The organism is Pelomonas sp. KK5 (assembly GCF_001984095.1).
In the GTDB taxonomy this organism is placed as follows: Bacteria; Pseudomonadota; Gammaproteobacteria; order Burkholderiales; family Burkholderiaceae_C; genus KK5.
The window spans coordinates 1-26,217 of sequence record NZ_LYVQ01000024.1; the positions used below are offsets into that span (position 1 = coordinate 1).

27 protein-coding genes are annotated in these 26,217 nt (G+C 69.1%); 11 read left to right on the forward strand and 16 right to left on the reverse strand.

The features are described from left to right. The coding region (locus tag B0W88_RS05435; RefSeq protein WP_077033644.1) for a biotin/lipoyl-containing protein at positions 1–1,347 on the forward strand (1,347 nt) is incomplete at its 5' end. Beyond that, complete coding sequence (locus B0W88_RS05440; protein ID WP_077033679.1) at positions 1,347–2,228, forward strand: 3-keto-5-aminohexanoate cleavage protein; 882 nt, start codon at positions 1,347–1,349, stop codon at positions 2,226–2,228. The genes B0W88_RS05435 and B0W88_RS05440, both read left to right, overlap by 1 nt. Here B0W88_RS05440 and B0W88_RS05445 read toward each other — a convergent pair. Continuing rightward, positions 2,206–2,658: a hypothetical protein gene (locus B0W88_RS05445; protein WP_077033645.1), complete on the reverse strand. Its 453-nt coding sequence runs from the start codon at positions 2,656–2,658 to the stop codon at positions 2,206–2,208. The two genes, B0W88_RS05440 and B0W88_RS05445, sit on opposite strands and share 23 nt — an antisense overlap. Positions 2,659–2,739: 81 nt before the next feature. Further along, positions 2,740–3,744 (reverse strand): ribosome biogenesis GTPase YlqF, encoded by a 1,005-nt coding sequence (ylqF, locus tag B0W88_RS05450; RefSeq protein WP_077033680.1) that lies wholly within the window; start codon positions 3,742–3,744, stop codon positions 2,740–2,742. A gap of 151 nt (positions 3,745–3,895) precedes the next feature. Between ylqF and B0W88_RS34635 the strand changes: the two genes are divergently transcribed. Continuing rightward, entirely contained in the window at positions 3,896–4,294 is a 399-nt protein-coding gene (locus B0W88_RS34635) for a cold-shock protein (protein ID WP_077033646.1), read from the forward strand. A gap of 66 nt (positions 4,295–4,360) precedes the next feature. On the opposite strand, the gene B0W88_RS05460 is transcribed toward B0W88_RS34635, so the two are convergent. The 3 genes from B0W88_RS05460 to B0W88_RS05470 form a co-directional block, all read right to left on the reverse strand. Beyond that, positions 4,361–4,678: a TonB family protein gene (locus tag B0W88_RS05460; protein WP_077033647.1), complete on the reverse strand. Its 318-nt coding sequence runs from the start codon at positions 4,676–4,678 to the stop codon at positions 4,361–4,363. Between the two features lie 65 nt (positions 4,679–4,743). Next, a complete protein-coding gene (locus B0W88_RS05465) occupies positions 4,744–6,297 on the reverse strand; it encodes a methyl-accepting chemotaxis protein (protein WP_083748601.1) in 1,554 nt (517 codons plus the stop codon). Positions 6,298–6,474: 177 nt separating this feature from the next. Next, entirely contained in the window at positions 6,475–7,173 is a 699-nt protein-coding gene (locus tag B0W88_RS05470; protein WP_077033649.1) for a YggS family pyridoxal phosphate-dependent enzyme, read from the reverse strand. 10 nt (positions 7,174–7,183) lie between these two features. On the opposite strand from B0W88_RS05470, the gene B0W88_RS05475 reads away from it, so the two are divergent. The 3 genes from B0W88_RS05475 to B0W88_RS05485 are packed head-to-tail and all read left to right on the forward strand — an operon-like array spanning position 7,184 to position 10,297. Continuing rightward, on the forward strand, positions 7,184–8,227 hold the full coding sequence (locus B0W88_RS05475) for a type IV pilus twitching motility protein PilT (protein ID WP_077033650.1): 1,044 nt from the start codon (positions 7,184–7,186) through the stop codon (positions 8,225–8,227). 27 nt (positions 8,228–8,254) lie between these two features. After that, positions 8,255–9,391 (forward strand): PilT/PilU family type 4a pilus ATPase, encoded by a 1,137-nt coding sequence (locus B0W88_RS05480; RefSeq protein ID WP_077033651.1) that lies wholly within the window; start codon positions 8,255–8,257, stop codon positions 9,389–9,391. A gap of 9 nt (positions 9,392–9,400) precedes the next feature. Further along, positions 9,401–10,297 carry an NAD(P)-dependent oxidoreductase gene (locus tag B0W88_RS05485; protein WP_077033652.1) on the forward strand — a complete coding sequence of 299 codons (897 nt, stop codon included), beginning with the start codon at positions 9,401–9,403 and terminating at the stop codon, positions 10,295–10,297. A 9-nt stretch (positions 10,298–10,306) separates the two neighbouring features. Here B0W88_RS05485 and B0W88_RS05490 read toward each other — a convergent pair whose 3' ends face one another. The 7 genes from B0W88_RS05490 to B0W88_RS05520 form a co-directional block, all read right to left on the reverse strand. Then, positions 10,307–11,626, reverse strand: coding sequence for an ABC transporter permease (locus B0W88_RS05490; protein ID WP_198937780.1), 1,320 nt, complete (start codon positions 11,624–11,626; stop codon positions 10,307–10,309). A gap of 5 nt (positions 11,627–11,631) precedes the next feature. Then, complete coding sequence (locus B0W88_RS05495; protein WP_077033653.1) at positions 11,632–12,801, reverse strand: ABC transporter permease; 1,170 nt, start codon at positions 12,799–12,801, stop codon at positions 11,632–11,634. Positions 12,802–12,820: 19 nt separating this feature from the next. After that, positions 12,821–13,510: an ABC transporter ATP-binding protein gene (locus B0W88_RS05500; RefSeq protein WP_077033654.1), complete on the reverse strand. Its 690-nt coding sequence runs from the start codon at positions 13,508–13,510 to the stop codon at positions 12,821–12,823. 34 nt (positions 13,511–13,544) lie between these two features. Beyond that, positions 13,545–14,696, reverse strand: a complete 1,152-nt coding sequence (locus B0W88_RS05505; RefSeq protein ID WP_198937781.1) for an efflux RND transporter periplasmic adaptor subunit — start codon at positions 14,694–14,696, stop codon at positions 13,545–13,547. A 128-nt stretch (positions 14,697–14,824) separates the two neighbouring features. Continuing rightward, a complete protein-coding gene (locus B0W88_RS05510) occupies positions 14,825–15,487 on the reverse strand; it encodes a BON domain-containing protein (protein ID WP_233151630.1) in 663 nt (220 codons plus the stop codon). Between the two features lie 30 nt (positions 15,488–15,517). Further along, positions 15,518–16,099 (reverse strand): SIS domain-containing protein, encoded by a 582-nt coding sequence (locus B0W88_RS05515; protein WP_369973844.1) that lies wholly within the window; start codon positions 16,097–16,099, stop codon positions 15,518–15,520. Next, a complete protein-coding gene (locus B0W88_RS05520; RefSeq protein WP_077033656.1) occupies positions 16,096–16,482 on the reverse strand; it encodes a YraN family protein in 387 nt (128 codons plus the stop codon). Before B0W88_RS05520 ends, B0W88_RS05515 begins: the two co-directional genes overlap by 4 nt. 19 nt (positions 16,483–16,501) lie before the next feature. Between B0W88_RS05520 and rsmI the strand changes: the two genes are divergently transcribed. Further along, entirely contained in the window at positions 16,502–17,404 is a 903-nt protein-coding gene (gene rsmI / locus B0W88_RS05525) for a 16S rRNA (cytidine(1402)-2'-O)-methyltransferase (RefSeq protein WP_077033657.1), read from the forward strand. A gap of 4 nt (positions 17,405–17,408) precedes the next feature. Here rsmI and B0W88_RS05530 read toward each other — a convergent pair whose 3' ends face one another. Then, positions 17,409–17,732: a hypothetical protein gene (locus B0W88_RS05530; protein ID WP_077033658.1), complete on the reverse strand. Its 324-nt coding sequence runs from the start codon at positions 17,730–17,732 to the stop codon at positions 17,409–17,411. Between the two features lie 35 nt (positions 17,733–17,767). After that, entirely contained in the window at positions 17,768–18,787 is a 1,020-nt protein-coding gene (locus B0W88_RS05535; RefSeq protein WP_077033659.1) for an NAD(P)H-binding protein, read from the reverse strand. Positions 18,788–18,892: 105 nt separating this feature from the next. Between B0W88_RS05535 and B0W88_RS05540 the strand changes: the two genes are divergently transcribed. The 3 genes from B0W88_RS05540 (at position 18,893) to B0W88_RS05550 (ending at position 22,621) form a co-directional block, all read left to right on the forward strand. After that, positions 18,893–19,786, forward strand: a complete 894-nt coding sequence (locus B0W88_RS05540) for a LysR family transcriptional regulator (RefSeq protein ID WP_077033660.1) — start codon at positions 18,893–18,895, stop codon at positions 19,784–19,786. A 10-nt stretch (positions 19,787–19,796) separates the two neighbouring features. Continuing rightward, a complete protein-coding gene (gene tldD, locus B0W88_RS05545) occupies positions 19,797–21,260 on the forward strand; it encodes a metalloprotease TldD (protein WP_077033661.1) in 1,464 nt (487 codons plus the stop codon). Between the two features lie 239 nt (positions 21,261–21,499). Next, complete coding sequence (locus B0W88_RS05550; protein WP_077033662.1) at positions 21,500–22,621, forward strand: 3-deoxy-7-phosphoheptulonate synthase; 1,122 nt, start codon at positions 21,500–21,502, stop codon at positions 22,619–22,621. On the opposite strand, the gene B0W88_RS05555 is transcribed toward B0W88_RS05550, so the two are convergent. Further along, complete coding sequence (locus tag B0W88_RS05555; protein ID WP_077033663.1) at positions 22,612–23,220, reverse strand: trimeric intracellular cation channel family protein; 609 nt, start codon at positions 23,218–23,220, stop codon at positions 22,612–22,614. The two genes, B0W88_RS05550 and B0W88_RS05555, sit on opposite strands and share 10 nt — an antisense overlap. 58 nt (positions 23,221–23,278) lie before the next feature. On the opposite strand from B0W88_RS05555, the gene htpG reads away from it, so the two are divergent. Beyond that, positions 23,279–25,159: a molecular chaperone HtpG gene (gene htpG / locus B0W88_RS05560; RefSeq protein WP_077033664.1), complete on the forward strand. Its 1,881-nt coding sequence runs from the start codon at positions 23,279–23,281 to the stop codon at positions 25,157–25,159. On the opposite strand, the gene B0W88_RS05565 is transcribed toward htpG, so the two are convergent. Beyond that, on the reverse strand, positions 25,160–26,191 hold the full coding sequence (locus tag B0W88_RS05565; RefSeq protein WP_077033665.1) for a serine/threonine protein kinase: 1,032 nt from the start codon (positions 26,189–26,191) through the stop codon (positions 25,160–25,162). Positions 26,192–26,217 lie beyond the last annotated feature (26 nt).

Sequence of the window (26,217 nt, forward strand, 5' to 3'; positions counted from 1 at the left end):
GCCCAGAGCGCCTTCGGGGACGGCGCGCTGATGCTGGAACGCCTGGTCGAACGCGGGCGGCACATCGAGATTCAGGTCTTCGCCGATGCCCACGGCAACGCGATCCATCTCGGCGAGCGCGACTGCTCGACCCAGCGGCGCCGCCAGAAGCTGATCGAGGAAGCGCCGGTGCTCGACGCGGCGCGCCGCACCTCGATGGGCGCCGATGCGGTGGCGGCGGCGCGGGCGGTGGGCTACCGCGGTGCGGGCACCGTGGAGTTCATCGTCGACCAGGCCAGCGGCGAGCACTTCTTCCTGGAGATGAACACGCGGCTGCAGGTCGAGCATCCGGTGACCGAGCTGCTTACCGGGCAGGACCTGGTCGAGTGGCAGCTGCGCATCGCCGCGGGCGAGCCGCTGCCGCTGAGGCAGGAACAGATCGCCTTCACCGGCCATGCGATCGAGGCGCGGCTGTGCACCGAGGATGCCTACGATGGCTTCAGGCCGCAGGCCGGCCGCGTGCAGCAGTGGCGGCCAGGGCGCGCCGGCTGCCGCGTCGACCATGGCCTGACCGAGGGTGACGAGATCGGCAGTTGGTACGACTCGATGGTGGCCAAGATCATCGTGCTCGGGCGGGACCGCGAGGACGCGATCCGGCGCCTCATGGCCGCGCTGGAAGCCGCGCCGCTGCTGGGCGTGATGCATAACGGCGGCTACCTGCGCGAGCTGCTGGCCCATCCCGAGTTTCGGCAAGGACGGCTGCACACCGCGCGGCTCGACGAACTGGCGCTGCCCCGACCGCTTCCGGCCGACGAGGACTGGCTGGTCGCCGCCGCGATGCGGGTGCTGGGCGAGGGCGAATCGGCGGGCCCGCGGCCCGTCGGCCTGGCGCGTTATGGCCTGACGCTGCGCCACGGCGGCGAGCAGCGCCGCTGGCTGGCCGGCGCGCAAGGGCGGCGCGTGATGCTGGACGATCACGTCGTGGAATTCCTCGATGGCGAGGGAGACGCTCGCGTCAGCGTCGACGGCGTGCAGCAGCAGCTCATCGCGCTGCGCATCGGCCGCAGCGTGCATCTGGCCCGTCGCGGCCATCCCTTCGTCTTCGAGGAGCCGTCGCCGCTGCCGGCCGCCGTCACGCAGGCTGACCCGGGCGTCGCCCGCGCCCCGGTTTCCGGCCTGGTGGCCCAGGTGCTGGTGCAGCCGGGCGACGCGGTGGCCGAGGGCCAGCCGCTGCTGAGCGTGGAGGCGATGAAGATGGAGATGTGGCTCAGCGCCGGCGCGGCCGGCCGCGTCAGGGCCGTGCATGCGCAGGCGCGCCAGGCGGTGGCGGCCGGCGCCGTGCTGGTGGAACTGGAGATTCTTCGATGATGAGCGACAACAAGGCCATCCTCACCTGCGCGCTGACCGGCGTGCTGACCGACCCGCAGCAGCACCCGGTGCCGGTCACGCCCGCGCAGATGGCGGCCGAGGCGCGCGACGCCTTCAATGCCGGCGCGTCCATCATGCATGTGCACCTGCGCCGCCAGGAGGCCGGGCGCGGCCACCTGCCCAGCTGGGATCCCGAGGTGGCGGCCGAGGTGGTCGACGCGATCCGCGCCGCCTGCCCCGGCGTCATCATCAACCTCACTACCGGCGTCGTCGGCCCGGACATCGAGGGGCCGCTGGCCTGCATCCGTCGGGTGCGGCCCGAGATCGCCGCCTGCAACGCCGGCAGCCTGAACTACCTGAAGATCCGCGAGGACGGCCGCTGGGCCTGGCCGCCGATGGTCTTCGACAACCCGGTGGCCAAGGTGCAGGGCTTCCTGGACGTGATGCGCGAATGCGGCACGCATCCGGAGTTCGAATGCTTCGACGTGGGCATCGTGCGCTCGGTCGGCATGTACCTGAAGGCCGGCCTGTTCGACGGCATTGCGGAATACAACCTGGTGATGGGCGTCGCCTCCGGCATGCCCTGCGACGGCGAGCTGCTGAAGCTGCTGCCGCGCTACATGGCGCCGGGCGCCGTCTGGCAGGCCACGCTGATCGGCCGCGCGGAGATCTGGCCGGTGCACCAGCTGACGGCCGAGCTCGGCGGCATGCTGCGCACCGGGCTGGAGGACACCTTCTACCTGCCGGGCGGCGAGCGTGCGAGCGGCAACGGCGCGCTGATCGAGGCGCTGGCGCGCTGCGCCGCCAACGCCGGCCGCGCTGTCGCGAGCCCGGCCGAGGCGCGTGAGCTGCTGGGCCTTACTTCGATCCCGCGGCCTTGACCTGCGGCGTGCCCGCCTTGGCCTCTTCTTCCTTGATCACTTCCAGCGTCTTCCAGTCGTCGCAGACGAAGTAGGCGTCTGCGAACACCAGGTCGTGCAGCGAGCCGTCGCCGTGGCTCATGTGGCCGCCCTGGCAGACCAGGGTGCTGCGCTGCTGCTTGGCCTCGGCGATGGCCGCACCGGCGGCCATGCTGTCGTGCATCAGGAAGCCCATCGCGTACAGCGCGACGGCGCCCAGCAGGCCGCCGCTCATCCAGCCGACGGCCTTGAAGAAGTAGACGAGGTCGGATTCCGGCGGCGGCGCGCGGCGCAGCGCCGGCCCGGACGGCAGGCGGGGCGGTTCCTCGATGCGCGGCGCAGATCCCGCGGCATTGCGCAAGGCCGAGCGGTTGATGCCGCCGGTGGGTCGGTTGGGGGTTTGCGTGGCCATGTCCTGAGAGGAGGGCGACCCCTCGGGACGGGCGCTTAAATCGGCGCGGCGCGTCTGTTCGCTATGCGAACGGCTTCGCCATCAGCCGGCCTCGTTGTCGTCGCCGTCATCGTCGCCGTTGTCGGCCTGGCTCTCCGCCGCAGGGCGAACCTTGCCCCGCCGCGCCGCCTTCTGCGCCGCCTTGCGTTCGATCCGCTCCGCCTCGGCCTGCTTGCCGGCGGCGACCCAGCCGAGGAACTCCTCGGGCGTCTCCAGCGTCATGCGCCCCAGCACGCCCTGGCGGAATTCGTAGACCAGCACCTCGGCCGCCTTCTGCATGTTCACGCGTCCGCCGCTCTGCACCGCGCCGCGCCTGCGGCCGATGGCGGCGAGCAGTTCGCCGTCGCTGGTGCCCTTGGTGTCGGCGATCAGCGCCTCGCCGAGCTTGTAGCGGGCCTCCAGTTGCGCCGGATAGCTGCCGCGCAGGTAACCCAGCAGTTCGACGGCGACTTCCTCCTCGTCGAAGGCATTGCGGCCGATCGCGCCGCTGGACGCCAGGTTGTAGCCGCTCTGCTCCACGCTGATGCGCGGCCACAGCATGCCGGGCGTGTCGTAGAGGTAGACGTCGTTGTCCAGCACGATCTTCTGCTCGATCTTGGTGATGCCGGGCTCGTCGCCGGTCTTGGCGGCGCGCCGGCCCGAGATCGTGTTGATCAGCGTGGACTTGCCGACGTTCGGGATGCCGCAGATCAGCACCCGCACCGGCTTGGCCATGCCGCCGCGCAGCGGCACCAGCTCGCGGCAGGCCTGCACCAGCGCCTTGGCCGGCGCCGTCACGCTCGCATCCAGGCCGATGGCGCGCGTGTCCGGCTGCGCGTTGTAGTGGGCCAGCCAGGCGGCGGTGCGCGCGGGGTCCGCCAGGTCCTGCTTGTTCAGCAGCTTCAGCTTGGCCTTGCCCTCGGTCAGCTGGGCCAGCAGCGGATTGGCGCTGGAGCCGGGCAGGCGGGCGTCCAGCAGCTCGATGACGACGTCCAGGCCCTGCTTCATGCGATCGTTGATCGCATTGCGGGTCGAGTTCATGTGGCCGGGAAACCAGTGGATCGCCATCGGGAAGGTGCAGGTGCAGGAGAGGGAAAGACGTGGATTGTCGCCGTTGCCGGTGCTTACAGGCTGTTGCGGCTTGCCGCGGGGGCTGGCTTCATCATTGCCCTCGGCGCCGCGCATGACGCGGGCCCACGAGAACATGGAGTCGTTGGCAATGAGATTCGAAGGCAGTCTGGCAGCGTGGAACCCCGAGCGCGGCTTTGGTGCGATAGCGCCGCGGCAGAGCGGCCTGGAGGTGTTCGTCCACATCTCGGCGTTCCCGCGCGACGGTGAACCGCCCCAGCTCGGCGAGCCGCTGAGCTTCGAAATTGCAAGCGGACGTGACGGCCGCAAGGAGGCCGCGCAGGTGCTGCGCTCGAAGCGTACGGCCGGTCCGGCGCCCGCCGGCTTCATGGCTCCGTCGCGCCAGCGGCAGCGGATGGCCGGTGCCCAGCGCCGCCGCCGCCTGGGCCTCGGCGGCCTGCTGCTGGCGCTGGTGGTCGGGGCCTTCGGGCTGGTGCACCTGTCGCAATCGAAGGCGAGCCTGCCCAACCTGCACGCCGACGCACGCTGAGCCACCAGCAATGAAAAAGCCCACCGGTCGGTGGGCTTTGTCTTGTCCGGAACGGTGCCGGATGGATCAGTCTTCGTTGCTGAACACCAGCTTGACTTCGTGCGTCTGCTTTTCGCCGCTGGCCTCGAAGCGCCAGTCCATCAGCGCCGACTTGACGGCGCGGTCGAAGACCTTGCGCGGCGTGGCTTCGACGATGTCCACCGCGCTGACCTTGCCGTCGGCTTCGATCGACAGCTTGGCCTTGACGGTGCCGCTGGTGACGGAGGCCTGCACGGCTTCGCGCGGGAACTCGGGCGGGACCTTCTTGATGACCTTGGGGTCGGCGTGGGCGGCGCCCATGGCGAGGGCGAAGGCGGCGAGGGCGGTGAGGGACTTGATGTTCATGTTGGATGCCTCGTATTGATGCGTTGAGGTAACGGGTTATTCGGTTGGATTGATCAGGCGGGCGCTCAGGCCGGAATCGCGCGGAAGAAGCCCACCGCATCGAGCAGGCGCGAGGAACTGGTCTTCAGCGCATCGGTGGCGACGCTGAGGTCGTCCACCAGCGTGGTGTTGGCCTGGGTGGCGCGGTCCAGCTCGCTCATCGCGTTGTTGACGACGCCGACGCCGCTGGCCTGTTCCTGGGCCGAATGCGAGATTTCCTCGATCAGCTGGCCCATGTTGTTCACTTCGTCCACGACCGAGCGGATCGTGATGCCGGCGTTGTCCACCAGCTTGGTGCCGTTGTCGACCTTGGTGGAGGACTCGACGATCAGCGCCTTGATCTCCTTGGCGGCGGTGGCGCTGCGCTGGGCCAGCGAGCGCACCTCGGCGGCGACCACAGCGAAGCCGCGGCCGTGCTCGCCGGCGCGGGCGGCTTCCACCGCGGCGTTCAGGGCGAGGATGTTGGTCTGGAAGGCGATGCCGTCGATCACGCCGATGATGTCGCCGATCTTCTTGGAGCTGGCGCTGATCTCTTCCATCGTCGAGACCACGCGCGACACCACGTCGCCGCCGGCCGAGGCCGACTGGCGCGCCTTGGTGGCGATGCCGGCGGCGCGGCGGGTCAGGTCGCTGGCCTCGTTGAGGTTGGAGGCGATCTGCTCCACCGAGGCGGCGGTGTTCTGCAGGCTGGCGGCCGAGCGGGCGGTGCGGTCGCTGAGGTTCACGTTGCTGCCGGCGATGGCGCTGGAGCTGTGGGCCACCTCGTTGGCGGCGGTGCTGACGCTGGTCACCACGCCGGACAGGGCTGTCTGCATGTCCTGCATCGCGCGCAGCATCTGGCTCAGTTCGTCGCTGCCTTCCACGCGGATCGCCTGGGTCAGGTCGCCGGCACTGATGGCCTCGGCCGCGGCCTTGGCCTGGCGGGCCGGCACGACGATCGAGCGGGCGATGACGACGCCGCCGCCCACGCCGATGACCGCAGCCACGGCGATCAGCACGAAGGTCACCAGCACCGAGTTGCGGGCGATCTGGCCGCCGTTGACGGCCAGGTCATGGGCGTTGGCGAACTGCAGGTCCACGAGGCCCTTGAGGCCGTCCTGGTAGGCCTGCTGGGCCGGGCGCACGTCGGTGATCAGGCTCTCGCGGGCTTCGTCGGGGCTGCCGTCGGCCTGCACCTTCTGGAACTTGGCGACGGATTCGAAGAACTTGGCCTGGCGCTCGCGCACGTCGCGGATCAGGCCCTTCTCCTTGTCGCCGTCGAGCTTGGCGTCGAGGCTGGCGAGCTGCTTCTCGCTGTCGGCCAGCGCGCCGGCGATGGCGGCCTTCTGCTTCTTGATGCCGCCGGCGGTGTCCAGCAGCAGCAGGTCGCGCGAGGCGCGGGCGATGACGTTGACGCTGCCGTCCAGGTCGTTGGCGGCGGCGATCTTGACCAGGCTCGAGTTGGCGGTGCGGTCCAGGTCGCCGGCCAGGCGGCTGGCGTTGGAGGCGCCGTAGCTGCCGATGGCGATCAGCAGCAGGATCAGCAGGCCATAGCTGACCGCCAGGCGGTAGCTGATGCGCAACTGTGTCAGCAAATTCATGGGGTGGTTCCCTCGCGACTTGATGTTGTGGTGCGGCGGATCGATCGGTGTGTCGATCCGGCATGCAGACAGTGTCGCGGGGCTTGGCCCGATACCGCTCGAATCAGGCGTTAGGGCTCGTGAACAAGTTCGCAGCGGCCTCTCGGGATTACCCTTGGTGTTGCCGGGGGTGCGGGGTCAGGCCTTGCTACGCGTGCCAAATATTGCCGAACCGATGCGGACCATGGTCGAACCTTCGGCGATCGCGGCTTCGAGATCGGCGCTCATGCCGATGGACAGGGTGTCGAGTTGCGTGAGGCCGTTGCTGATCAGTCGCGCCTGCAGAGCGGCCAAAGCCCGATGCGGAATGCGCTGCGCCTCGAAGTCGCCTTCGGGCTCGGGCACGGCCATCAGCCCGCGCAGGGCGAGGCGCGGGAGCGCAGCCACTTCACGGGCCAGCGTCTCGACATCGGCCGGCGCCACGCCACTCTTGCTCGCCTCGCCGCTGATGTTGACCTGCAGGCAGACGTTCAACGGCGGCATCCCCGCGGGCCGCTGCTCCGACAGCCGCTGCGCGATCTTCAGCCGGTCCACGCTGTGCACCCAGTCGAAGGCCTCGGCCACCGGCTTGGTCTTGTTGCTCTGCAAGGGGCCGATCAGGTGCCATTCGACACCGCTGCGGATGTCCGTTAGGTCCTCAATCTTGTCTAAGGCTTCCTGGACGTAGTTCTCACCGAAGCGGCGCGCACCGGCGGCGTGCGCCTCGCGCACCGCCATGGAGGGAAATGTCTTCGAAACCACGAGCAGCGTGACGCTTTGCGCGCTGCGTCCGGCCTTGGCGCAGGCGGCTTCGATGCGGGCTTCGGTGCGGTGTAAGTTTTCGGGGATCGTCGCCATAATGGCTTGCATGGACATCACTCAACTGCTGGCATTCTCAGTCAAGAACAAGGCCTCGGACTTGCACCTCTCGGCCGGCCTGCCGCCGATGATCCGGGTCCATGGCGATGTGCGCCGCATCAACGTCGAGGCGCTGGACCACCGCGCCGTCCACGACATGGTGTACGACATCATGAACGACTCCCAGCGCAAGGTGTACGAGGAGACGCTGGAGGTCGACTTCTCCTTCGAGATCCAGGGCCTGGCGCGCTTCCGCGTCAATGCCTTCAACCAGAACCGCGGCGCGGGCGCGGTGTTCCGCACCATTCCGTCCAAGATCCTCTCGCTGGAGCAGCTGAGCGCGCCCAAGGTCTTTGCCGAGCTGGCGCTGAAGCCGCGCGGCATGGTGCTGGTGACCGGCCCGACCGGCTCCGGCAAGTCGACCACGCTGGCCGCGATGATCAACCACCTCAACGAGAGCGAGTACGGCCACATCCTCACGATCGAGGATCCGATCGAGTTCGTGCACGAGTCCAAGAAGAGCCTGATCAACCAGCGCGAGGTCGGCCCGCACACGATGAGCTTCTCCAACGCGCTGCGCTCGGCGCTGCGCGAGGACCCGGACTGCGTGCTGGTCGGTGAAATGCGCGATCTGGAAACCATCCGCCTGGCGCTGACCGCGGCCGAGACGGGTCACCTGGTCTTCGGCACGCTGCACACGTCTTCCGCCGCCAAGACGGTGGACCGCATCGTCGACGTGTTCCCCGCGGCCGAGAAGGAGATGGTCCGCGCGATGGTGTCCGAGTCGCTGGTGGCGGTGATCTCGCAGAGCCTGTGCAAGCTCAAGGACGGCTCGGGCCGTGTGGCGGCGCACGAGATCATGCTGGGCACCTCGGCCATCCGCAACCTGATCCGCGAGAACAAGGTGGCGCAGATGTATTCCGCCATCCAGACCGGCAACCAGATGGGCATGCAGACGCTGGACCAGAACCTGACGGACCTGGTGCGGCGCAATGTCATTTCGCCTGCCGAGGCACGGTCGAAAGCAAAGTTCCCCGAGAACTTCCCGGGCTGATCGCCGCATACCTAACGAGGACTCTCCATGGAACGCGACCAGGCCTCCAAGTTCATCAACGACCTCTTGCGCCTGATGGTCTCGCGCAAGGGCTCCGACCTGTTCCTCACCGCCGACTTCCCGCCCGCGGTGAAGGTGGACGGCAAGGTCACCAAGGTCTCGCCGCAGCCGCTCACCGGCCAGCACACGCTGCAGCTGGCCCGCTCGATCATGAACGACAAGCAGGCGGCCGAGTTCGAGCGCACGAAGGAATGCAACTTCGCGATCTCGCCGCAGGGCATCGGCCGCTTCCGGGCCAACGCCTTCCTTCAGCAGGGCCAGGTGGGCCTGGTGCTGCGGACCATTCCCGCCACGCTGCCGACGATCGCCTCGCTGGACCTGCCGCCGGTACTGCGCGAGGTGGTGCAGAACAAGCGTGGCCTCGTGATCGTCGTTGGCGCCACCGGCTCGGGCAAGAGCACCTCGCTGGCCGCGATGATCGACGAGCGCAACGAGACGACCTACGGCCACATCATCACGATCGAGGACCCGATCGAGTTCGTCCACCCGCACAAGAACTGCATCGTCACTCAGCGTGAGGTCGGCATCGACACCGACACCTGGGAGTCGGCGCTGAAGAACTCGCTGCGCCAGGCGCCCGACGTGATCCTGATGGGCGAGCTGCGCGACCGCGAGACGATGGAGCACGCGGTGGCCTTCGCCGAGACCGGCCACCTGTGCATGGCCACGCTGCACGCCAACAGCGCCAACCAGGCGCTGGACCGCATCATCAACTTCTTCCCCGAGGAACGCCGCAGCCAGCTGCTGATGGACCTCTCGCTGAACCTGCGGGCGCTGGTCTCGCAGCGCCTGCTGCCGCGCCGCGAGGGCAAGGGCCGCATCGCCGCGGTCGAGATCCTGCTGAACACGCCGCTGGTGTCCGACCTGATCTTCAAGGGCGAGGTCAGCGAGATCAAGGAGCTGATGAAGCGCTCGCGCGAGGTCGGCATGCAGACCTTCGACCAGGCACTGTTCGATCTCTACGAGATCGGCAAGGTGACCTACGAGGACGCGCTGCGCAATGCCGACTCGGTCAACGACCTGCGGCTGCAGATCAAGCTGAACAGCGAGCGGGCGCGCTCGGGCGACCTGTCATCCGGCACGGAGCACCTGAGCATCATGTAAGGTGGCGGGATGAGCACCCGCACCTACGATTCCTCCGTTCCTGCCGCCAAGGTCGCCTTCCTCGGCCTGGGCGTCATGGGCCATCCGATGGCCGGCCACCTGGCCCGCGCCGGCCACTCGGTCACCGTCTACAACCGCACGACCGCCAAGGCCGAGGCCTGGGTGGCGGAGTACGGCAACGCCTTTGCGACCACGCCCGAGGCCGCGGCCAAGGACGCCGACATCGTCTTCGCCTGCGTCGGCAATGACGACGACCTGCGCTCGGTCACGCTGGGCGAGCAGGGCGCCTTCCACGGCATGAAGCCCGGCGCCGTCTTCGTCGACCACACGACCGCCTCCGCCGGCATCGCCCGCGAGCTGCACCGCGCTGCCATCGGCCGCGGCCTGCACTTCGTCGACGCGCCGGTCTCCGGCGGCCAGGCCGGCGCGGTCAACGGCGCGCTGACGGTGATGTGCGGCGGCGATGAGGCGCCATTCGAGGCGATCAAGCCGGTGGCGCTCGCCATGGCCAAGGCAGTGACCCGCGTCGGCACGGCCGGTGCCGGCCAGCTCGCCAAGATGGTCAACCAGATCTGCATCGCCGGCCTGGTGCAGGGCCTGTCCGAGGCGATCGCCTTCGGCCAGACCGCGGGCCTGGACATGAAGCAGGTGCTGGACGTCATCGGCAAGGGCGCGGCGCAGAGCTGGCAGATGGACAACCGCGGCAAGACCATGGTGGACGACCAGTTCGACTTCGGCTTCGCCGTCGACTGGATGCGCAAGGACCTGGGCCTGGTGCTCGACGAGGCCCGCCGCAACGGCGCCCGCGTGCCGGTGACGGCGCTGGTGGACCAGTTCTATGCCGACGTGCAGGACATGGGCGGCCGGCGCTGGGACACGTCCAGCTTGATCAAGCGCCTGCGCTGAGTCCGGGCGTCACAGCTCCCTCAGCGCGGCCGTCACCGGCTGCGTCGCCGCCCGCACCGCCGGGAACAGCCCGCCGATGAAGCCGATGGCCAGGGCCCACTTGAGCCCTTCCCACAGCAGCTGCGGCGACACCCGCAGCTCGAAGCTCAGCTTGCCCACCGAGTTGGCGGCCATCGTCGAGGCCGAGAAGCCGTTGAAGATGGCCCAGGCCAGCGCGCCGCCGATCAGGCCGCCGATGGCCGCGAGCAGCATCGTCTCCAGCATCACCGCGACCACCACCGGCAGGCCGCGGAAGCCGATCGCGCGCAGCGTGGCGATCTCGCGGGCGCGCGTGGCGACGGCGGCGAACATCGTGTTCAGCGCGCCGAACACCGCGCCCACGGCCATGATCGAGCCGACCACGATGCCGATGATGCGCAGCAGCTTGGTCATCTGCTCGGACTGCTTGGCGAAGAAGTCCAGCGTGGTGCTGACGTCCACCTTCAGCTGCGGATTGGCCTCCAGCGCGGCCTTGAAGTCCTTGTAGGCGTCCTTGCTGGTCAGCCGCACGAAGACCGAGTTGCGGCCGCTGCCGCGCTTGTAGCTGTCGTTGACGACGTTGGCATCGGCCCAGAGCTCGGACTCCATCGCGTCGCCCGAGGCGAACACGCCGACGATGGTCCAGTTCTCGCTGCCCAGGCGCAGCGTGCGGCCCACCTGCATGCCGGCGAACTGGCGCAGCGTGCCCTTGCCGATGATCAGCTCGCGCAGGCCCGGCGTGAACTTGCGGCCCTCGATGATCTTCAGCTTGTCGCGCACGTCGAAGGCCGCATCGCCGACGCCGCGCACCTGCGCGCTGCCGTCCTCGTCCGGCGCCTCCAGGATGGGCAGGTTGGCGGCGACGACGGTCTCGGCCGAAGCCATCGGCTCGCCCTTGGCATTGCGCGCGATGCCCGGGGCCTGGGCGATCTGCACGACCTCCTCGCGCGACAGCACCGAGGCCACCTCGGCCGCCGAGGCGCCGCGCAGCACGATGGCGGTGTCCTCGCTGCCGGACTGGCGCAGCGTCTGCGCATAGCCCTCGGCCATCGCCAGCAGGGCCACCAGCACACCCACCACGCCCGCGATGCCGACGACGATCACCGCCGAGGCGCCGAGCCGCTGCGTCAGCGTGGCGATGCCCACCGCGGCCACCGAGCGCGCCTGCGTGCCCGGGCCGGGCAGCAGCAGCCACAGGGCCAGCAGCAGGGCCAGGGCCAGCGCGCCGAACCAGGGCAGCCAGACCCAGCCCACCAGCACCGCCACGGTCAGCAGCAGCAGGCCCAGACGAGAGAAGAAGGTCTTCATCATGATCGTCAGGCCCTCCCGGCCAGTGCGTCGGTGATGTTGAGCCGCATCGCATGCCGCGCCGGAATGGCGCCGACGATCAGCCCGAACAGCAGCATCAGCGCCCCGCCCAGCGCCCAGCTCTTGGCGCCGGCGGCGGTGAGGTTCAGCATGCCGCCGCTGCCGGCACTGATGATGGGGCCGATGATGCTGGACAGCAGCATGCCGATGGCGCCGCCGATCACCAGCAGCAGCACCGATTCGGCCAGCACCATCGCCATCACGCTGGTGCCGGAGAAGCCCAGCGTCTTCAGCACCGCGATCTCGCCGGTGCGCTCGCGCACCGCCTGCATCATCGTGTTGCCGGCCAGCAGCAGCAGCGTGAAGAACACGGCGCCCATGATCGACGTGGTGATCAGCCCGATGTCGGCGAACTGCTTCATCCACGAGGCGGTCGCCGCCTGCTCGGTCATCGTGCGGGTCTCGTGGTCGGAGTTGGCGGAGATGGCATCGATCGCCTTCAGCACGCGATCCGCCTGGTTGACGTCCTTGACGCTGGTGACGTACCAGCCGGCCTGGCCCTGGTTGTATGGCGTGGTGTCGTCGAAGTATTTCCAGTTGAGCAGGAACATCTGGTCGTACCAGCCGTCGGTCTTCATATTGCCGACGTGGACCAGGCCCACCAGCTGGAACTGCCAGTTCTTGCTGCCGCTGCGGTCCGGGAAGATGGTCGACTGCAGCGGGATCTTGTCGCCCACCTTCCAGCCGAAGCGCTTGGCCAGGCCCTCGCCGACCAGCGCGCCCATCGGCGTCTTGGCAAAGGCCTCTCGGGCCTCGGCGCTGACCTGCATCTCCGGATAGAGGTCCAGGTAGTTCGGCGCCACGGCGAAGCTGAAGACCTGGTTGTGCGGGTCCTGGTAGGCGCCGCCGAACCAGTTCGCGTAGGTGACCGCCTTGACGCCGTCCACCTGCGAGATGCGCTGGGCCAGCGACATCGGCAGCAGCTGGATGAAGGACAGCTTGGAGCCGGTCTGCAGGCGCGAGGCGCCGTTGGCGCTCTGGCCGGCCTCGTCGAAGGAGTGGCGCACGGCATCGAGCAGGCCGAACAGCAGGAAGGCCGTGACGACCGAGACCAGCGTCAGGAAGGTGCGGGTCTTGCGCCGGAACAGCGCGGCCCACACGAGGTGGAGGTATTTCATCGGTGGCCTCCCTTCCTCATCAAGCCGTGGCGGCTTCGACCAGCGTGCCCTTGTCCAGATGCAGCGTGTGCCGCGCGCGCTCGGCGGCCTTGGGGTCGTGGGTGACCATCACGATGGTCTTGCCGTGGTCGCGGTTGAGCACGCCCAGCAGGGCCAGCACCTCCTCGGCCGATTCGCGGTCCAGGTCGCCGGTGGGCTCGTCGCAGACCAGCAGCGTCGGGTCGGAGACGATGGCCCGCGCGATCGAGACCCGCTGCTGCTGGCCGCCGGAGAGCTCGGCGGGTCGGTGCGTGGCGCGGTCCGCCAGGCCCACCAGCTGCAGCGCGATGGCGGCGCGCTTCTTGCGCTCGCCAGCGGAGAGCTTGGTCAGCAGCAGCGGCAGTTCCACATTGCGCTGTGCCGACAGCGCCGGCATCAGGTTGTAGAACTGGAACACGAAGCCCACCTGCGCCGCGCGCCAGCGGGCCAGCGGGCCGGCGCCGAGCTGGTCGATGCGCTGGCCGGACACGGTGAGCGAGCCGCCGCTGGGCGCATCGAGCCCGCCGATCAGGTTCAGCAGCGTGGTCTTGCCGGAGCCCGACGGGCCCATCAGCGCGAGGAAATCACCCTGCTCGACGTCGAGGTCGATGTGGTGGAGGACCTCCACCTTCTGCTTGCCCCGCTGGTAGACCTTGGACAGGTCTCGGATCTCGATCAGCTTGCTTCCCATCGATCCACCTCCGCTGAGTGTCAGGTCTTGCCGCTTACTTCGTGTCCTTGTCCGCTTCCTTGGCCGCGGCGCCGTCCTGCAGCGCCGCATCGGGGGCCAGCACGACGCGCTCGCCCGCCTGCAGTCCGTCGAGGATGGGCGTTATCCCGCCGGCCTCGGCGCCGGCCTTCACATGGCGCCGGTGCACCCGGCCGCCGTCGAAGACGAACACCACCTTCTCGCCGTCGCGTTGTACCACCGCCGGGCCCGGCACGGTCACGCCGGCCGGCGGCGCGGCGCCGGTCTTGGCAAGGGCTGGCGCCTCACGCAGGAAGGTCACGCGCGCGCCCATGTCCGGCACCATGCGCGCGTCCTTGGCGCCGGTGAAGCCGATGCGCACCTTGATCGTCGCCTTGCCGCGGTCGGCGGTCGGGATGATGGCGATCACGCGGGCGGGGATCTTCCAGTCCGGGTAGGCGTCCAGCACGGCCTCGCAGGGCATGTCGGGCTTCACCTGGCCGATCGAGGCCTCGTTGACGTCGACCTCGATCTCCAGCGAGTCCATGTCCACGATGGTGCCGACGCCGGTGCGGGTGAAGCCGCCGCCGGCCGACAGCGGCGAGACGATCTCGCCCACCTGGGCGGCCTTGGCCGTGACCACGCCGGCAAAGGGCGCGCGCACGATGGTGTAGTCGAAGTTCACCTGCGCCTGGTTCAGCTGGGCCCGTGCGGCATCGGCCGAGCGTTGCCGCGTCAGCAGCCCTGCCTGGTTGACGGCCACCGCGTTGTCGGCCTGCTCGGCCGCCTGCTGCGAGACCATGCCCTGGGCGCGCAGCTCGGCCTGGCGGCGCGAATCGGCCTGCGACTGGGTCAGCGTGGCGCGGGCCTGCTCGACCTGTGCGTCGGCGGCGCGGGCGTTGGCGCGGGCCAGTTCCAGCGCGGCGCGCTGCGAGGCGTCTTCGAGGCGGGCGAGGACCTGATCCTTCTTCACGGTGTCGCCGGCGTCGATGTAGACGGCGGTCAGCGTGCCGGTGATCTGGGTGGAGACGGTGGCCTGGCGCCGTGCGACGAGGTAGCCGGTGGCCTGGAGCACGGCAGCGCCGGCGCTGCTGCCGTTCGCGGCGGTGGACTGCGCGGCCGCCAGCTTCACCGGCACCAGCCGGCTGTTCGCCCACCACCAGGCGCCGCCGCCGGCCAGCAGGGCCACCGCGACCACGCCGCCGACGACCGGCCACAGCCAGGACGGGAGACCGCTGCCGGCGTCACGCTCGGCATGGTCGATACGGAGTTCCTTCAGCAGGTTCGGATCGATGGCGGGCCTCCCTGGTGTGCCCGTCAGGGCGTCTTGGCCGCTGGCCGGGGCACGGTATTGGCCAGGTCTTCCTCGCTGATCACGTCGAAGCAGCGAACCACGCGCTTGACGCCCTGGATGCCGGCGACCAGGTCGCTGGCGCGCTTGGCTTCGCGCTCGGTGACGCGGCCCATCAGGAACACGTCCCCGCGCTCGACGACGACGTAGAAGGCGTTGGAGATCAGGTCCTTGGCGTCGACCAGGGTGGCCTTGATCTTGGTCTGGATCAGCGTGTCGTTGGCGCGGCTGGACAGCGAGCTCTGGAAGGTCACCGCGGTTTCGTCCAGCACCTTGGCCACGTTCTCGACGCCGCCGGCGATGCGCACGGCGGTGGCCTTGTCTTCCTCGGCGCGGACCTCGCCGGTCAGCAGCACGATGCGGTTGTAGCTGTTGACGCTGATGTGGACCCGGTCGCCCAGCTGCTCCTTGATGCGTTGGCCGGCCTTGAACTCGATGCCCTCGTCCTCAACCTGGGTGCCGGAGGTGCGGCGGTCGGTGGCGACCATCGTGCCGCCGATGGCGGCGCCGCCCAGCAGCAGCGGCGCGCAGCCGGTGTTCAGCAGCGTCGTGCCGGCGATGGCGGCCAGCAGCAGGAGGTGGCGGGGCTTGAAGAAGAAGTACGGCTTGGTGTTCATCTTGCGATCCATGGGGTCAGGTCTTGTCGGTCGTCGTGGCGCTCATTCGCCGGTGCCCAGCAACTGCATGTCGACGGCGTCGCACAGGCAGTGGGCCAGCAGACGCTGCGCCTCGGACACGCGGGGCTGGCGGCTGTGGGGCACGCGGATCTGCACGTCGGTGTCGCGCAGCAGGCCGCGCAGTTCCTCGTCCTGGCTGCCGCTGAGCGCGATCACGCTCATGTCCTGGCCGTGCGCGGCGGCGAGCACCTCGGCCCACGGCGCGCGCTGGGTGTCGAACACCAGCAGCAGGTCGCCGGGATGGCCCAGGGTCTGCACCTGGCGGGCCAGCGAGGCGTCCTCGCTGCCGCTGGCATGGGCCCGCGCATCGAGCGACCAGGCGGCCAGGCCGGGGCGGTCCTGCTCGAAGCGGCCCACCAGCAGCGCCGCCATATAGCTGGCATCCAGCGCCGACAGGCCCTGGCCGACGCACAGCACGCGGCCGCCGCCGGTGATGCCGTCCACCAGCATCTGCGCCGCCACGGCGACCGGGCGGGAGAGCTGCTCGGCGACCTGGTAGAGCAGGTCGGCGCTCTCGAAGAATTGGGTTTGGATCCGTTGTTCCAGCATGTCGGGCGGGATCATATGTCAGCATCAAATGCCGCCTGTAGCCATTCGATACCGTCGCCATCGAGGGCCACGACGTCGAAGCGGCAGGGCGGCGGGCTGGCCAGGCGCAGCAGGTAGTGCTGCGCCGCGTAGATCAGGCGGCGCTGCTTGGTCGAGGTGACGCTGGCGGCCGCCCCGCCGTGCGCGCGGCCGGCGCGGGCGCGCACTTCCACGAAGGCCAGCGTGCCGTCGCGCGGGTCGCGCATGATCAGGTCCACCTCGCCGGCCCGCGCACCGGGGCCGCGGGCCACCCGATAATTGCGCTCCACCAGGACGAGGCCATGCCGCTGCAGGTGCTGCAGCGCGCGGTCCTCGGCAGCCTGGCCGGTCTGCATTCGACGCGAGCCCCACTTGAACATCACCGATGCCTCTTTGCTGATGCAGGCCGCCGCGGCCGCGGCCGGCGCCCAGCAGTATCCCGCAGCGACGCTGTACGTCGTCGCCACCCCGATCGGCAACCTCGCCGACCTCAGCCTGCGCGCGATCCACGTGCTGGGCCTGGTCGACGCCGTCGCCTGCGAGGACACGCGGGTCAGCGCCGGCCTGCTGCGCCACCTGGGCCTGCACCGGCCGCTGATCACGCTGCACCAGCACAACGAGCGCGAGGCCAGCGCCGCGCTGGTCGAGCGGCTGAAGCAGGGCGAGCGCATGGCCTATGTGTCCGATGCCGGCACGCCGGCGATCTCGGATCCCGGTGCGGTGCTGGTGGCCGCGGTGGCGGCGGCGGGGCTGCGCGTCTTCCCGGTGCCCGGGGCGAGCAGCACGGTCACGGCGCTGAGCGTGGCCGGCGATGCCGCGGCCGACGGTTTCGCCTTCGCCGGCTTCCTGCCGACCAAGGCGCAGGAGCGGCGCAATGCACTGCAGGCGCTGTGTGGCAGTTCGATCAGCCAGGTGCTGTTCGAGGCGCCGCATCGGATCAAGGCCTTGCTGGACCTGCTGGCGGAACTCTGTCCGGAGCAGACGGTGACCGTGTGCCGCGAGTTGACCAAGCAGTTCGAGACCGTTCATACGGCGCCTGCGGCGACGCTGCCGGGCTGGCTGGCCGCCGACGCGCAACGCGAGCGCGGCGAGTTCGTGCTGGTGCTGCATGCGGTGGCGGCCACGGCCGGTGCCCGTGAGGACGAACTGCCGGCCGAGGCGCTGCGCATGCTCAAGATCCTGCTGGCGGAGCTGCCGCTGAAGCAGGCCGTGTCGCTGACGACCGAGTTGAGCGGAGCGCCGCGCAAGCGTCTGTACGACACCGCGCTGGCGCTGAAGAACGAAGCTGAGTCAGACGATTGATCGATCAGCCGGCCGTACGGTCGTTGGTCTTGGCCTTCTCGATCGAGTGGCTGGCCTTGTTCTGCATCTTGGCCAGGCGGGCGCGTTCGGCGGGGCTCACGTAGCCATCGGCCTTGGCGTGCACCTCGGCGCGGTGGATCTTGGCCTGCTGCTTCTCCAGATGGCGCGTTTCCTTGTGCGTCAGCTCGCCGCTGGCGACGCCCTGGTCGATGCGGGCCTGCTGGTTCGCTTCGCGCTGGTCGACGCGCGGCGTGGCGGTCTGGGCCTGGCTGAGAGCGGCGAAGCCGGCCAGGGACAGCAGGGCGATCAGTTGGGTGGTGCGCTTCATGGTCAGGGTTCCTTTTCGCTGGTCGCCCGATGGGGTCACCGGGCTTGAGTTGAGAACGACTCCTCTCGGCAAATGGTGGACCCCGGCTGTGTAATGTTGTGTGTAGCAGCCGCCGCGGGATCGAGCTGGCCCAGCTCGATCAGGTTCGTGCGCAGCGCCGGCACCAGCGGCGTCAGCGGCACGGTGCCGATCAGGGCGCGCAGGCTCGTGTCGTCCAGCCGGTGCGGCCGTTGCCACAGGTAGTTCATCTCCAGGTAGGCGCGCAGGTCGGCCCGGAAGGGCGCGGCCAGGCGCATCGCCCACCAGGGGATCGAGGCCGCCTTCAGCGCATGGCCGCAGGCCTCCTCCAGCGCCTCATGCAAGACCTGACCCTCGATCCAGTAGCCGCCGAAGTGGAAGCGGTGGTGGCCGCCCAGTTCGGCGCGCCTGTCCGCGACGGCGACGAAGGTCCGGGCCAGGTCGGGCAGGTAGGCCCAGGCGTGGATGCTGTCGAGCCGCCCCGGGTGCGTGACGGTCCGGTGGGAGCGCAGCTTCGCGACGATGGCCTGGTCGAACCAGTTGCCGGTGCCCGGTCCGCCGAAGAAATCGCCGGCACGCAGCACGACGGAATCGAGCCTCGGCGCTGCCGCGGCCATGCGCCGCTCGATCTCGATGCGGATGCGGGCCTTGCTCGTGCTGCCGACCTCCGGCGTGTCCGGCTTCAGCAGATAGGGCAGCTCGCGGCCGAAGTTGTAGACGTTGCCGGGCAGCATGAGCAGGGCGCCGAGGCGCTCCGCCGTCTGCTGGGCGGCTTCCGCCAGCGGCAGGGCCAGGCGCTCCCATTCGGTGTACTGCGGGTTCAGGGCGTGGATGACGACGCCGGCGCCCTGGCCGGCGACGACCAGCGTGTCGACGTCGCGTGCATCGCACTGCAGCACCTGCACGCCGGCGGGTGCGGCGAAGGGCTTGCGCGCCTGGGCGATCACCTGCCAGCCAGCGGCGGCGAAGGCCTGGGTCAGGCACAGGCCGATGCGGCCGGCGGCGCCGAGGATCAGGACGGTCTTGCTGTTGTTCATCGAAGGTCTCCAGCAGGGTTGCGATGGAGCGCAGTCTGCTGAAACTCGCAGTTATGCAGAAGCCGCTGTGCTGCATACTGGCCATGCACAAATGGATGGCCAACGATGAACCCCGATGCGCTGGACTGGTCGCTGCTGCAAGCCTTTCTCGTGCTGGCCGAGACCGGCTCGCTGAGCCGCGCCGCGCCGCTGCTGGGCAGCACCCAGCCGACGCTGAGCCGGCAGCTCGCGGCGCTGGAGGCGCAGTTGGGCCATGCGCTGTTCGAACGCAGCCCGCGGGGCCTGCGCCTCACCGCCGCCGGCGAGGCCCTGCTGCCGGCCGCCCGCCAGATGCGCGAGGGCGCGCAGGCCCTCAGCGTGGCGCTGGCCGGCCGCCAGCAGCAGAGCCTGGCCGGCACGGTGCGCATCACGGCCAGCGAGATCGTCGCCACCTACCTGCTGCCGCCGCTGCTGCTGGAGCTGCGGCGGCGCCACCCGGAGATCCAGATCGAGCTGGTCGCCAGCAATGCGGTGGAGAACCTGCTGGACCGCAGCGCCGACATCGCGCTGCGCATGGTGCGGCCGGCCGAGCCCACGCTGGTGGCGCGCAAGCTGGCGGACTGGCCGCTGGGCCTGTTTGCCCATCAGGACTACGTTCAGCGGCATGGCATGCCGACGCTGGCCACCTTCGCCGAATACGACTGGATCGGCTACGACCGCTCCGACCAGATGCTGCGCGGCTTCCACGAGGCGGGCTTCGAGCACATCACGCGCGAGTTCTTCGCGATCCGCTGCGACGACCAGGTCGCCTGCTGGGAGGCGATGCGCGCGGGCCTGGGCATCGGCGTGGGGCTGCAGCGGCTGGGCGCGCGCGACCCGGCGCTGGTGCAGCTGCTGCCGGAACTGCCGCTGCCGCGCTTGCCGCTGTGGCTGACGGCGCACCGCGAGCTGCGCGACACGCCGCGGCTGCGCGTGGTCTTCGACGCCATTGCGGGCGCATGGTCGTCGGGTGCGACCTAGAATCGTCCGCATGATTGCACGCGAACCCACCATCGCCCGCCTGGCCACCGCACGCGCCCAATTGCTGGAGCCCTACGGCCTCAGCGAGGCGACGCTCGGCAAGGCCCTGCGCCTGATCACCGAGCATCGCGTCGACGACGCCGACCTCTACTTCCAGACCACCCGCGCCGAGGGCTGGAGCCTGGAAGAGGGCATTGTCAAGAGCGGCAGCTTCTCGATCGACCAGGGCGTCGGCGTGCGCGCGGTGGCGGGCGAGAAGACGGCTTTTGCCTACTCGGACGACATCTCCGAGGCGGCGCTGCTCGATGCCGCGCGCACGGTGCGCACGATCGCCGCGGCCGGCCAGAGCCGGCGCGTCAAGGTGCCGTCGGAATCGATCATCCCGGGCAGCCGCGCGCTGTACGGCGGCGAGGATCCGATCGCCAGCCTCGACAGCACGGCCAAGGTCCAGCTGCTGGAGCGCGCCGAGAAGATGGCCCGCGCCAAGGACCCGCGCATCGCCCAGGTGATGGCCGGCCTGGCGGCCGAGCACGAGGTGGTGCTGATCGCGCGCGCCGACGGCACCCTCGCGGCCGACGTGCGCCCGCTGGTGCGCCTGTCGATCACCGTGATCGCCGAGAGCAACGGCCGGCGCGAGGTGGGTAGCGGCGGCGGCGGTGGCCGCTTCGGCCTGGCCTACTTCACCGACGAGATGATCGCGAGCTATGTGGAGCAGGCCACCTCGGCCGCGCTGACCAACCTCGAATCGCGCCCGGCCCCGGCCGGCGAGATGACCGTGGTGCTGGGCCCCGGCTGGCCCGGCGTGCTGCTGCACGAGGCGGTGGGCCACGGGCTGGAAGGCGACTTCAACCGCAAGGGTTCGTCCACCTTCTCCGGCCAGATCGGCCAGCGCGTGGCGGCCAAGGGCGTCACGGTGCTGGACGACGGCACCATCCCCGACCGCCGCGGCTCGCTGAACGTCGACGACGAAGGCTGCGCCTCTCAGCGCAACGTGCTGATCGAGGACGGCATCCTCAAGGGCTACATCCAGGACGCGATGAACGCGCGCCTGATGAAGGTCGCCCCGACCGGCAACGGCCGCCGCGAGAGCTATGCCCACGTGCCGATGCCGCGCATGACCAACACCTACATGCTGGGCGGGGACAAGGACCCGCAGGAGGTCGTGGCCAGCATCAAGAAGGGCCTGTACGCCACCAACTTCGGCGGCGGCCAGGTGGACATCACCAGCGGCAAGTTCGTGTTCTCGGCCAGCGAGGCCTACTGGGTGGAGGACGGCAAGATCCAGTACCCGGTCAAGGGCGCGACCATCATCGGCAACGGGCCCGACGCGCTGACCCGCGTGAGCATGATCGGCAACGACATGAAGCTGGACACCGGCGTCGGCGTCTGCGGCAAGGAGGGCCAGAGCGTGCCGGTGGGCGTGGGCCAGCCGACGCTGCGCATCGACGGTCTGACCGTCGGCGGCACGGCTTGACGATCAAGGCTGGCTTGCCGATGCGCGAAGCGTGACGCCGAGATTCAGCGTGCTACATTCGACGCCATGCATTCCGCAGTGAAGTCCTTTTTCTTTGGCTACTTTTGGTTCTCGCACCGCACCGGCGGCCGAGAGGCGAATGCGTAGGCAAAAGAAACACGACGCAAACGAATCTCAGAAACCGCCGGGCAACCCCCGGCGGTTTTTTTATTGGTGCCATCGAAAGGTTGTGTGATCCGATGAACGCGAAGCTGAACCCCGCCGCCGAGCGCTGGTATGCGCCCGAAGACAAGACCAGCGAGACCGATGACGAGCGCATCGTCGACGTCACGCCGCTGCCGCCGCCGGAGCACCTGATCCGCTTCTTCCCGATCCGCGGCACGCCGATGGAGAAGCTGATCAGCGGCACCCGCTCGAAGATCCGCCAGATCATGCAGGGCAAGGACGACCGGCTGCTGGTCATCATCGGCCCCTGCTCGATCCACGACCCGGCCGCGGCGCTGGAATACGCCAAGCGCCTGATGCCGCAGCGCGAGAAGTACGCCGGCACGCTGGAGATCGTGATGCGGGTGTACTTCGAGAAGCCGCGCACGACGGTCGGCTGGAAGGGCCTGATCAACGACCCGTACCTGGACGAGAGCTACCGCATCGACGAGGGCCTGCGCATCGCCCGCCAGCTGCTGCTGGAGATCAACCGCCTGGGCATGCCGGCCGGCAGCGAGTTCCTCGACGTGATCAGCCCGCAGTACATCGGCGACCTGATCGCCTGGGGCGCGATCGGCGCACGCACGACCGAGAGCCAGGTGCACCGCGAGCTGTCCTCGGGTATCTCGGCGCCGATCGGTTTCAAGAACGGCACCGACGGCAATATCAAGATCGCCACCGATGCGATCCAGGCCGCGGCCCGGCCGCACCACTTCCTGTCGGTGCACAAGAACGGGCAGGTGGCCATCGTCGAGACCAAGGGCAACAAGGACTGCCACGTGATCCTGCGCGGCGGCAAGGCACCGAACTACGACGCGGCCAACGTGGCCGCGGCCTGCGCGGATCTGACGGCGGCCAAGCTCGATGCGCGGCTGATGGTGGACTGCTCGCACGCCAACAGCAGCAAGCAGCACCAGCGGCAGGTCGATGTGGCGAAGGACATCGGCCAGCAGATCGCCGGCGGCAGTCAGTCGATTTTCGGCGTCATGGTGGAAAGCCACCTGGTCGACGGCGCGCAGAAGTTCTCGCCGGGCAAGGACGATCCGGCCGCGCTGGAATACGGCAAGAGCATCACCGATGCCTGCCTGGGCTGGGACGATTCGCTGGCGGTGCTTGAGGTGCTGGACGCAGCGGTGAAGGCGCGCCGTCAGCGATAGAGCTCGGGCGCCGGCAGCTGCCAGTCGTAGCGGATGGCGGCCAGCCGGATGCCGGCCACGCAGACGATGCCGATGACGAAGGCGACGTCGCGCTTCAGGCCCGCTGCGCGCAGCAGCTGGTAGAGCGCGATGCCGGCGATCGCGGCCGTCGCATAGATGTCCTTGCGCAGCAGCAGCGGCACCTGGCCGCTGAGCAGGTCGCGGATCACGCCGCCGCCGACGGCCGTCAGCGTGCCCATCAGCAGCGCCTGGACGCGGCGGATGCCGCAGTCCTCGGCCAGCTCGGTGCCGGTCAGCGCGAACAGGGCCAGGCCCAGCGCGTCGGCGATGCGCAGGCCCTTCATCGCGCCCGCCGAGAGCTGGCCGTAGGTGGCGGTGGCGAGCGCCGCGATGGCGATCACGACGAGGTAGCGCCCATCGCGCATCCAGGTGATCGGGTGGCGATTCAGCAGCAGGTCGCGCAGCGTGCCGCCGCCGATCGCCGTGACGGCGGCCAGCACCAGCAGGCCGAACAGATCGAGGCCGGCCTGCATCGCGGCCAGCGCGCCGCTGACGGCGAAGACGGCGACGCCGAGCAGGTCGAACCAGTAGAGCAGCATGGGCGGCAGTTTAGGGGCCTCTTGAAGAGCCCCGCTCATGGCCCAAAATACGGGCCCCATGAGCAAGCAAACCCATTCCTTCCAGGCCGAGGTCAAGCAGATCCTGCACCTCGTGACCCACTCGCTGTACTCGAACAAGGAGATCTTCCTGCGCGAGCTGGTCTCCAACGCGTCGGACGCCTGCGACAAGCTGCGCTTCGAGGCGCTGGACCATCCGCAGCTGTTCGAGGATGCGCCGAACCTCGAGGTTAGGGTTTCCTTCGACGAGGAAGCCAAGACCGTCACCATCAGCGACAACGGCATCGGCATGAGCGCCGAGGAAGCCATCGCCCATCTCGGCACCATCGCCAAGAGCGGCACGCGCGAGTTCATGGCCAAGCTGGAAGGCGACCAGAAGAAGGACGCCAACCTGATCGGCCAGTTCGGCGTCGGCTTCTATTCGGGCTTCATCGTCGCCGACCGCATCACCGTCGAGACCCGTCGTGCGGGCCTGCCCGCCGACCAGGCCGTGCGCTGGACCAGCGAAGGCACCGGCGACTACGAGGTCGAGACCATTACCAAGACCGGCCGCGGCACCGACGTGATCCTGCACCTGCGCGAGGGCGAGGACGAGTTCCTGAAGACCTGGCGCCTGAAGTCCATCATCAGCAAGTACAGCGACCACATCTCGCTGCCCATCCTGATGCGCAAGGAAGAGTGGGTCGCCGAGGAAGCCAAGTCGGTCATCAAGGACGAGTGGGAGCCGGTCAACAAGGCCTCGGCGCTGTGGGCGCGCGCCAAGAGCGAGGTGACCCAGGAACAGTACGAAGAGTTCTACAAGCAGATCAGCTACGACACCGAAGCGCCGCTGGCCTTCACGCACAACCGCGTGGAAGGCCGCAGCGAGTACACGCAGCTGCTCTACATCCCGAAGAAGGCGCCCTTCGACCTGTGGAACCGCGACAAGCGCGGCGGCGTGAAGCTCTACGTCAAGCGCGTCTTCATCATGGACGACGCCGAGGCGCTGATGCCGGTCTACCTGCGCTTCGTCAAGGGCGTGATCGACTCGGCCGACCTGCCGCTGAACGTCTCGCGCGAGCTGCTGCAGGAAAGCCGCGACGTGAAGGCGATCCGCGAAGGTTCGACCAAGCGCGTGCTTTCGATGCTGGAAGCGCTGGCCGACAGCGAGGACGCCGCCGAGAAGCAGAAGTACGCCGATTTCTGGAAGGACTTCGGCTCGGTGCTGAAGGAAGGCATCGGCGAGGACCACACGAACCAGGAGCGCCTGGCCAAGCTGTTCCGTTTTGCCTCCACGCATGCTGACGAAGGCGTCTCGCTGGCCGACTACGCCGGCCGCGCCAAGGAAGGCCAGGAGACGATCTACTACATCACCGCCGATTCGCTGGCGGCCGCCAAGAACAGCCCGCAGCTCGAGATCTTCCGCAAGAAGGGCATCGAGGTGCTGCTGCTGACCGACCGCGTGGACGAGTGGATGCTCTCGCACCTGTACGAGTTCGAGGGCAAGCCGCTGCAGTCGGTGGCCAAGGGCGCGCTGGACCTGGACAAGCTGCAGGATGAGGACGAGAAGAAGGCCGCCGAGGCCGCCGCCGAGGCGAACAAGCCGCTGCTGGACCGTCTGAAGGCCTCGCTGAAGGATCGTGCGAAGGATGTGCGCGTGTCCACGCGCCTGGTCGATTCGCCGGCCTGCATCGTCGTGGACGACGGCGATATGAGCGGCCATCTGGCGCGTCTGCTGAAGCAGGCGGGCCAGAGCGCGCCGGCTTCGCTGCCGACGCTGGAGATCAACGCGGAACACGCGCTGGTCAAGAAGCTGGACAGCTCGGCCCACTTCGACGACCTGGCCAATGTGCTGTTCGACCAGGCGGTGCTGGCCGAGGGCGGCACGCTGGAAGATCCGGCGGCCTATGTGAAGCGCGTCAACGCGATGCTGCTGGCCTGATCACATATCCCAGAACTTGTACTCCTCGTCCTCCGGTGCCTGCGGCGCGGGAGGCGAGGTGTCCATCGAGGCGAGCTGTTCCTTCAGCTTCGCCACCTGGTCGCTCCAGTAGTTCGGCGTCCCGAACCAGGGGAAGGCCAGCGGGAAGGCCGGGTCGCTCCAGCGTTTGGCCAGCCAGGCGCTGTGGTGGATCATCCGCAGCGTGCGCAGCGGCTCGATCAGGGCCAGTTCGCGGCGGTCGAACTCGCGCACCGTCTCGTAGCCTTCCAGCACGCAGGCGAGCTGCTGGCGGATGCTCAGCTCGTCGCCGGACAGCAGCATCCACAGGTCCTGGATCGCCGGGCCGCTGACGGCGTCGTCCAGGTCGACGAAGTGCGGGCCCTTGTCGGGCGTCCACAGGATGTTGCCGGGATGGCAGTCGCCGTGGAGTCTCAGCGTCAGCAAGCCGGGAATTGCATCGAAGGCCCGCTGGACAGCGTCGAGGCAGCGGTTCGCGGCATCGAGCCAGACCGGCTCGATCTCCAGCGGGATGCTCTTGTTCGCCAGCAGCCAGTCGCGTGCGGCGATGCCGGGTTGACTGCTGTCCCAGCGCAGCCGGTGCGCGAAAGGCCGGGCCGCGCCGACGTTGTGCAGCCGGCCCAGCAGGCGGCCGATCCAGGTCAGCACCTCGGGGTCTTCCAGCTCGGGCCCGCGGCCGCCCTGGCGCAGGGTCGCCGCGAAGCGCTGGCCGCCCTGGTGGCGCAAGGTCGAGTCGCCCAGCATCCAGGGCGCGGCCACCGGCACTTCGGCGGCGGCCAGCTCGGCTGCGAAGGCGTGTTCCTCGAGGATCTGCGCGTCGCTCCAGCGGCCGGGCCGGTAGAACTTGGCCACGGCCACGCGGCCGTCTTCCAGGTGCAGCTGCAGCACGCGGTTCTCGTAGGAATTCAGCTGCAGCATGCGGCCGTCGCCGTGCAGGCCAGCGGCATCCAGTGCATCGAGCATGAATTCCGGCGTCAGCGTGCCGAAGGCGGCGTTGATCTCGTGTTCGTCCATCGGCCCGCAGTATGGGGCCTCGGGCC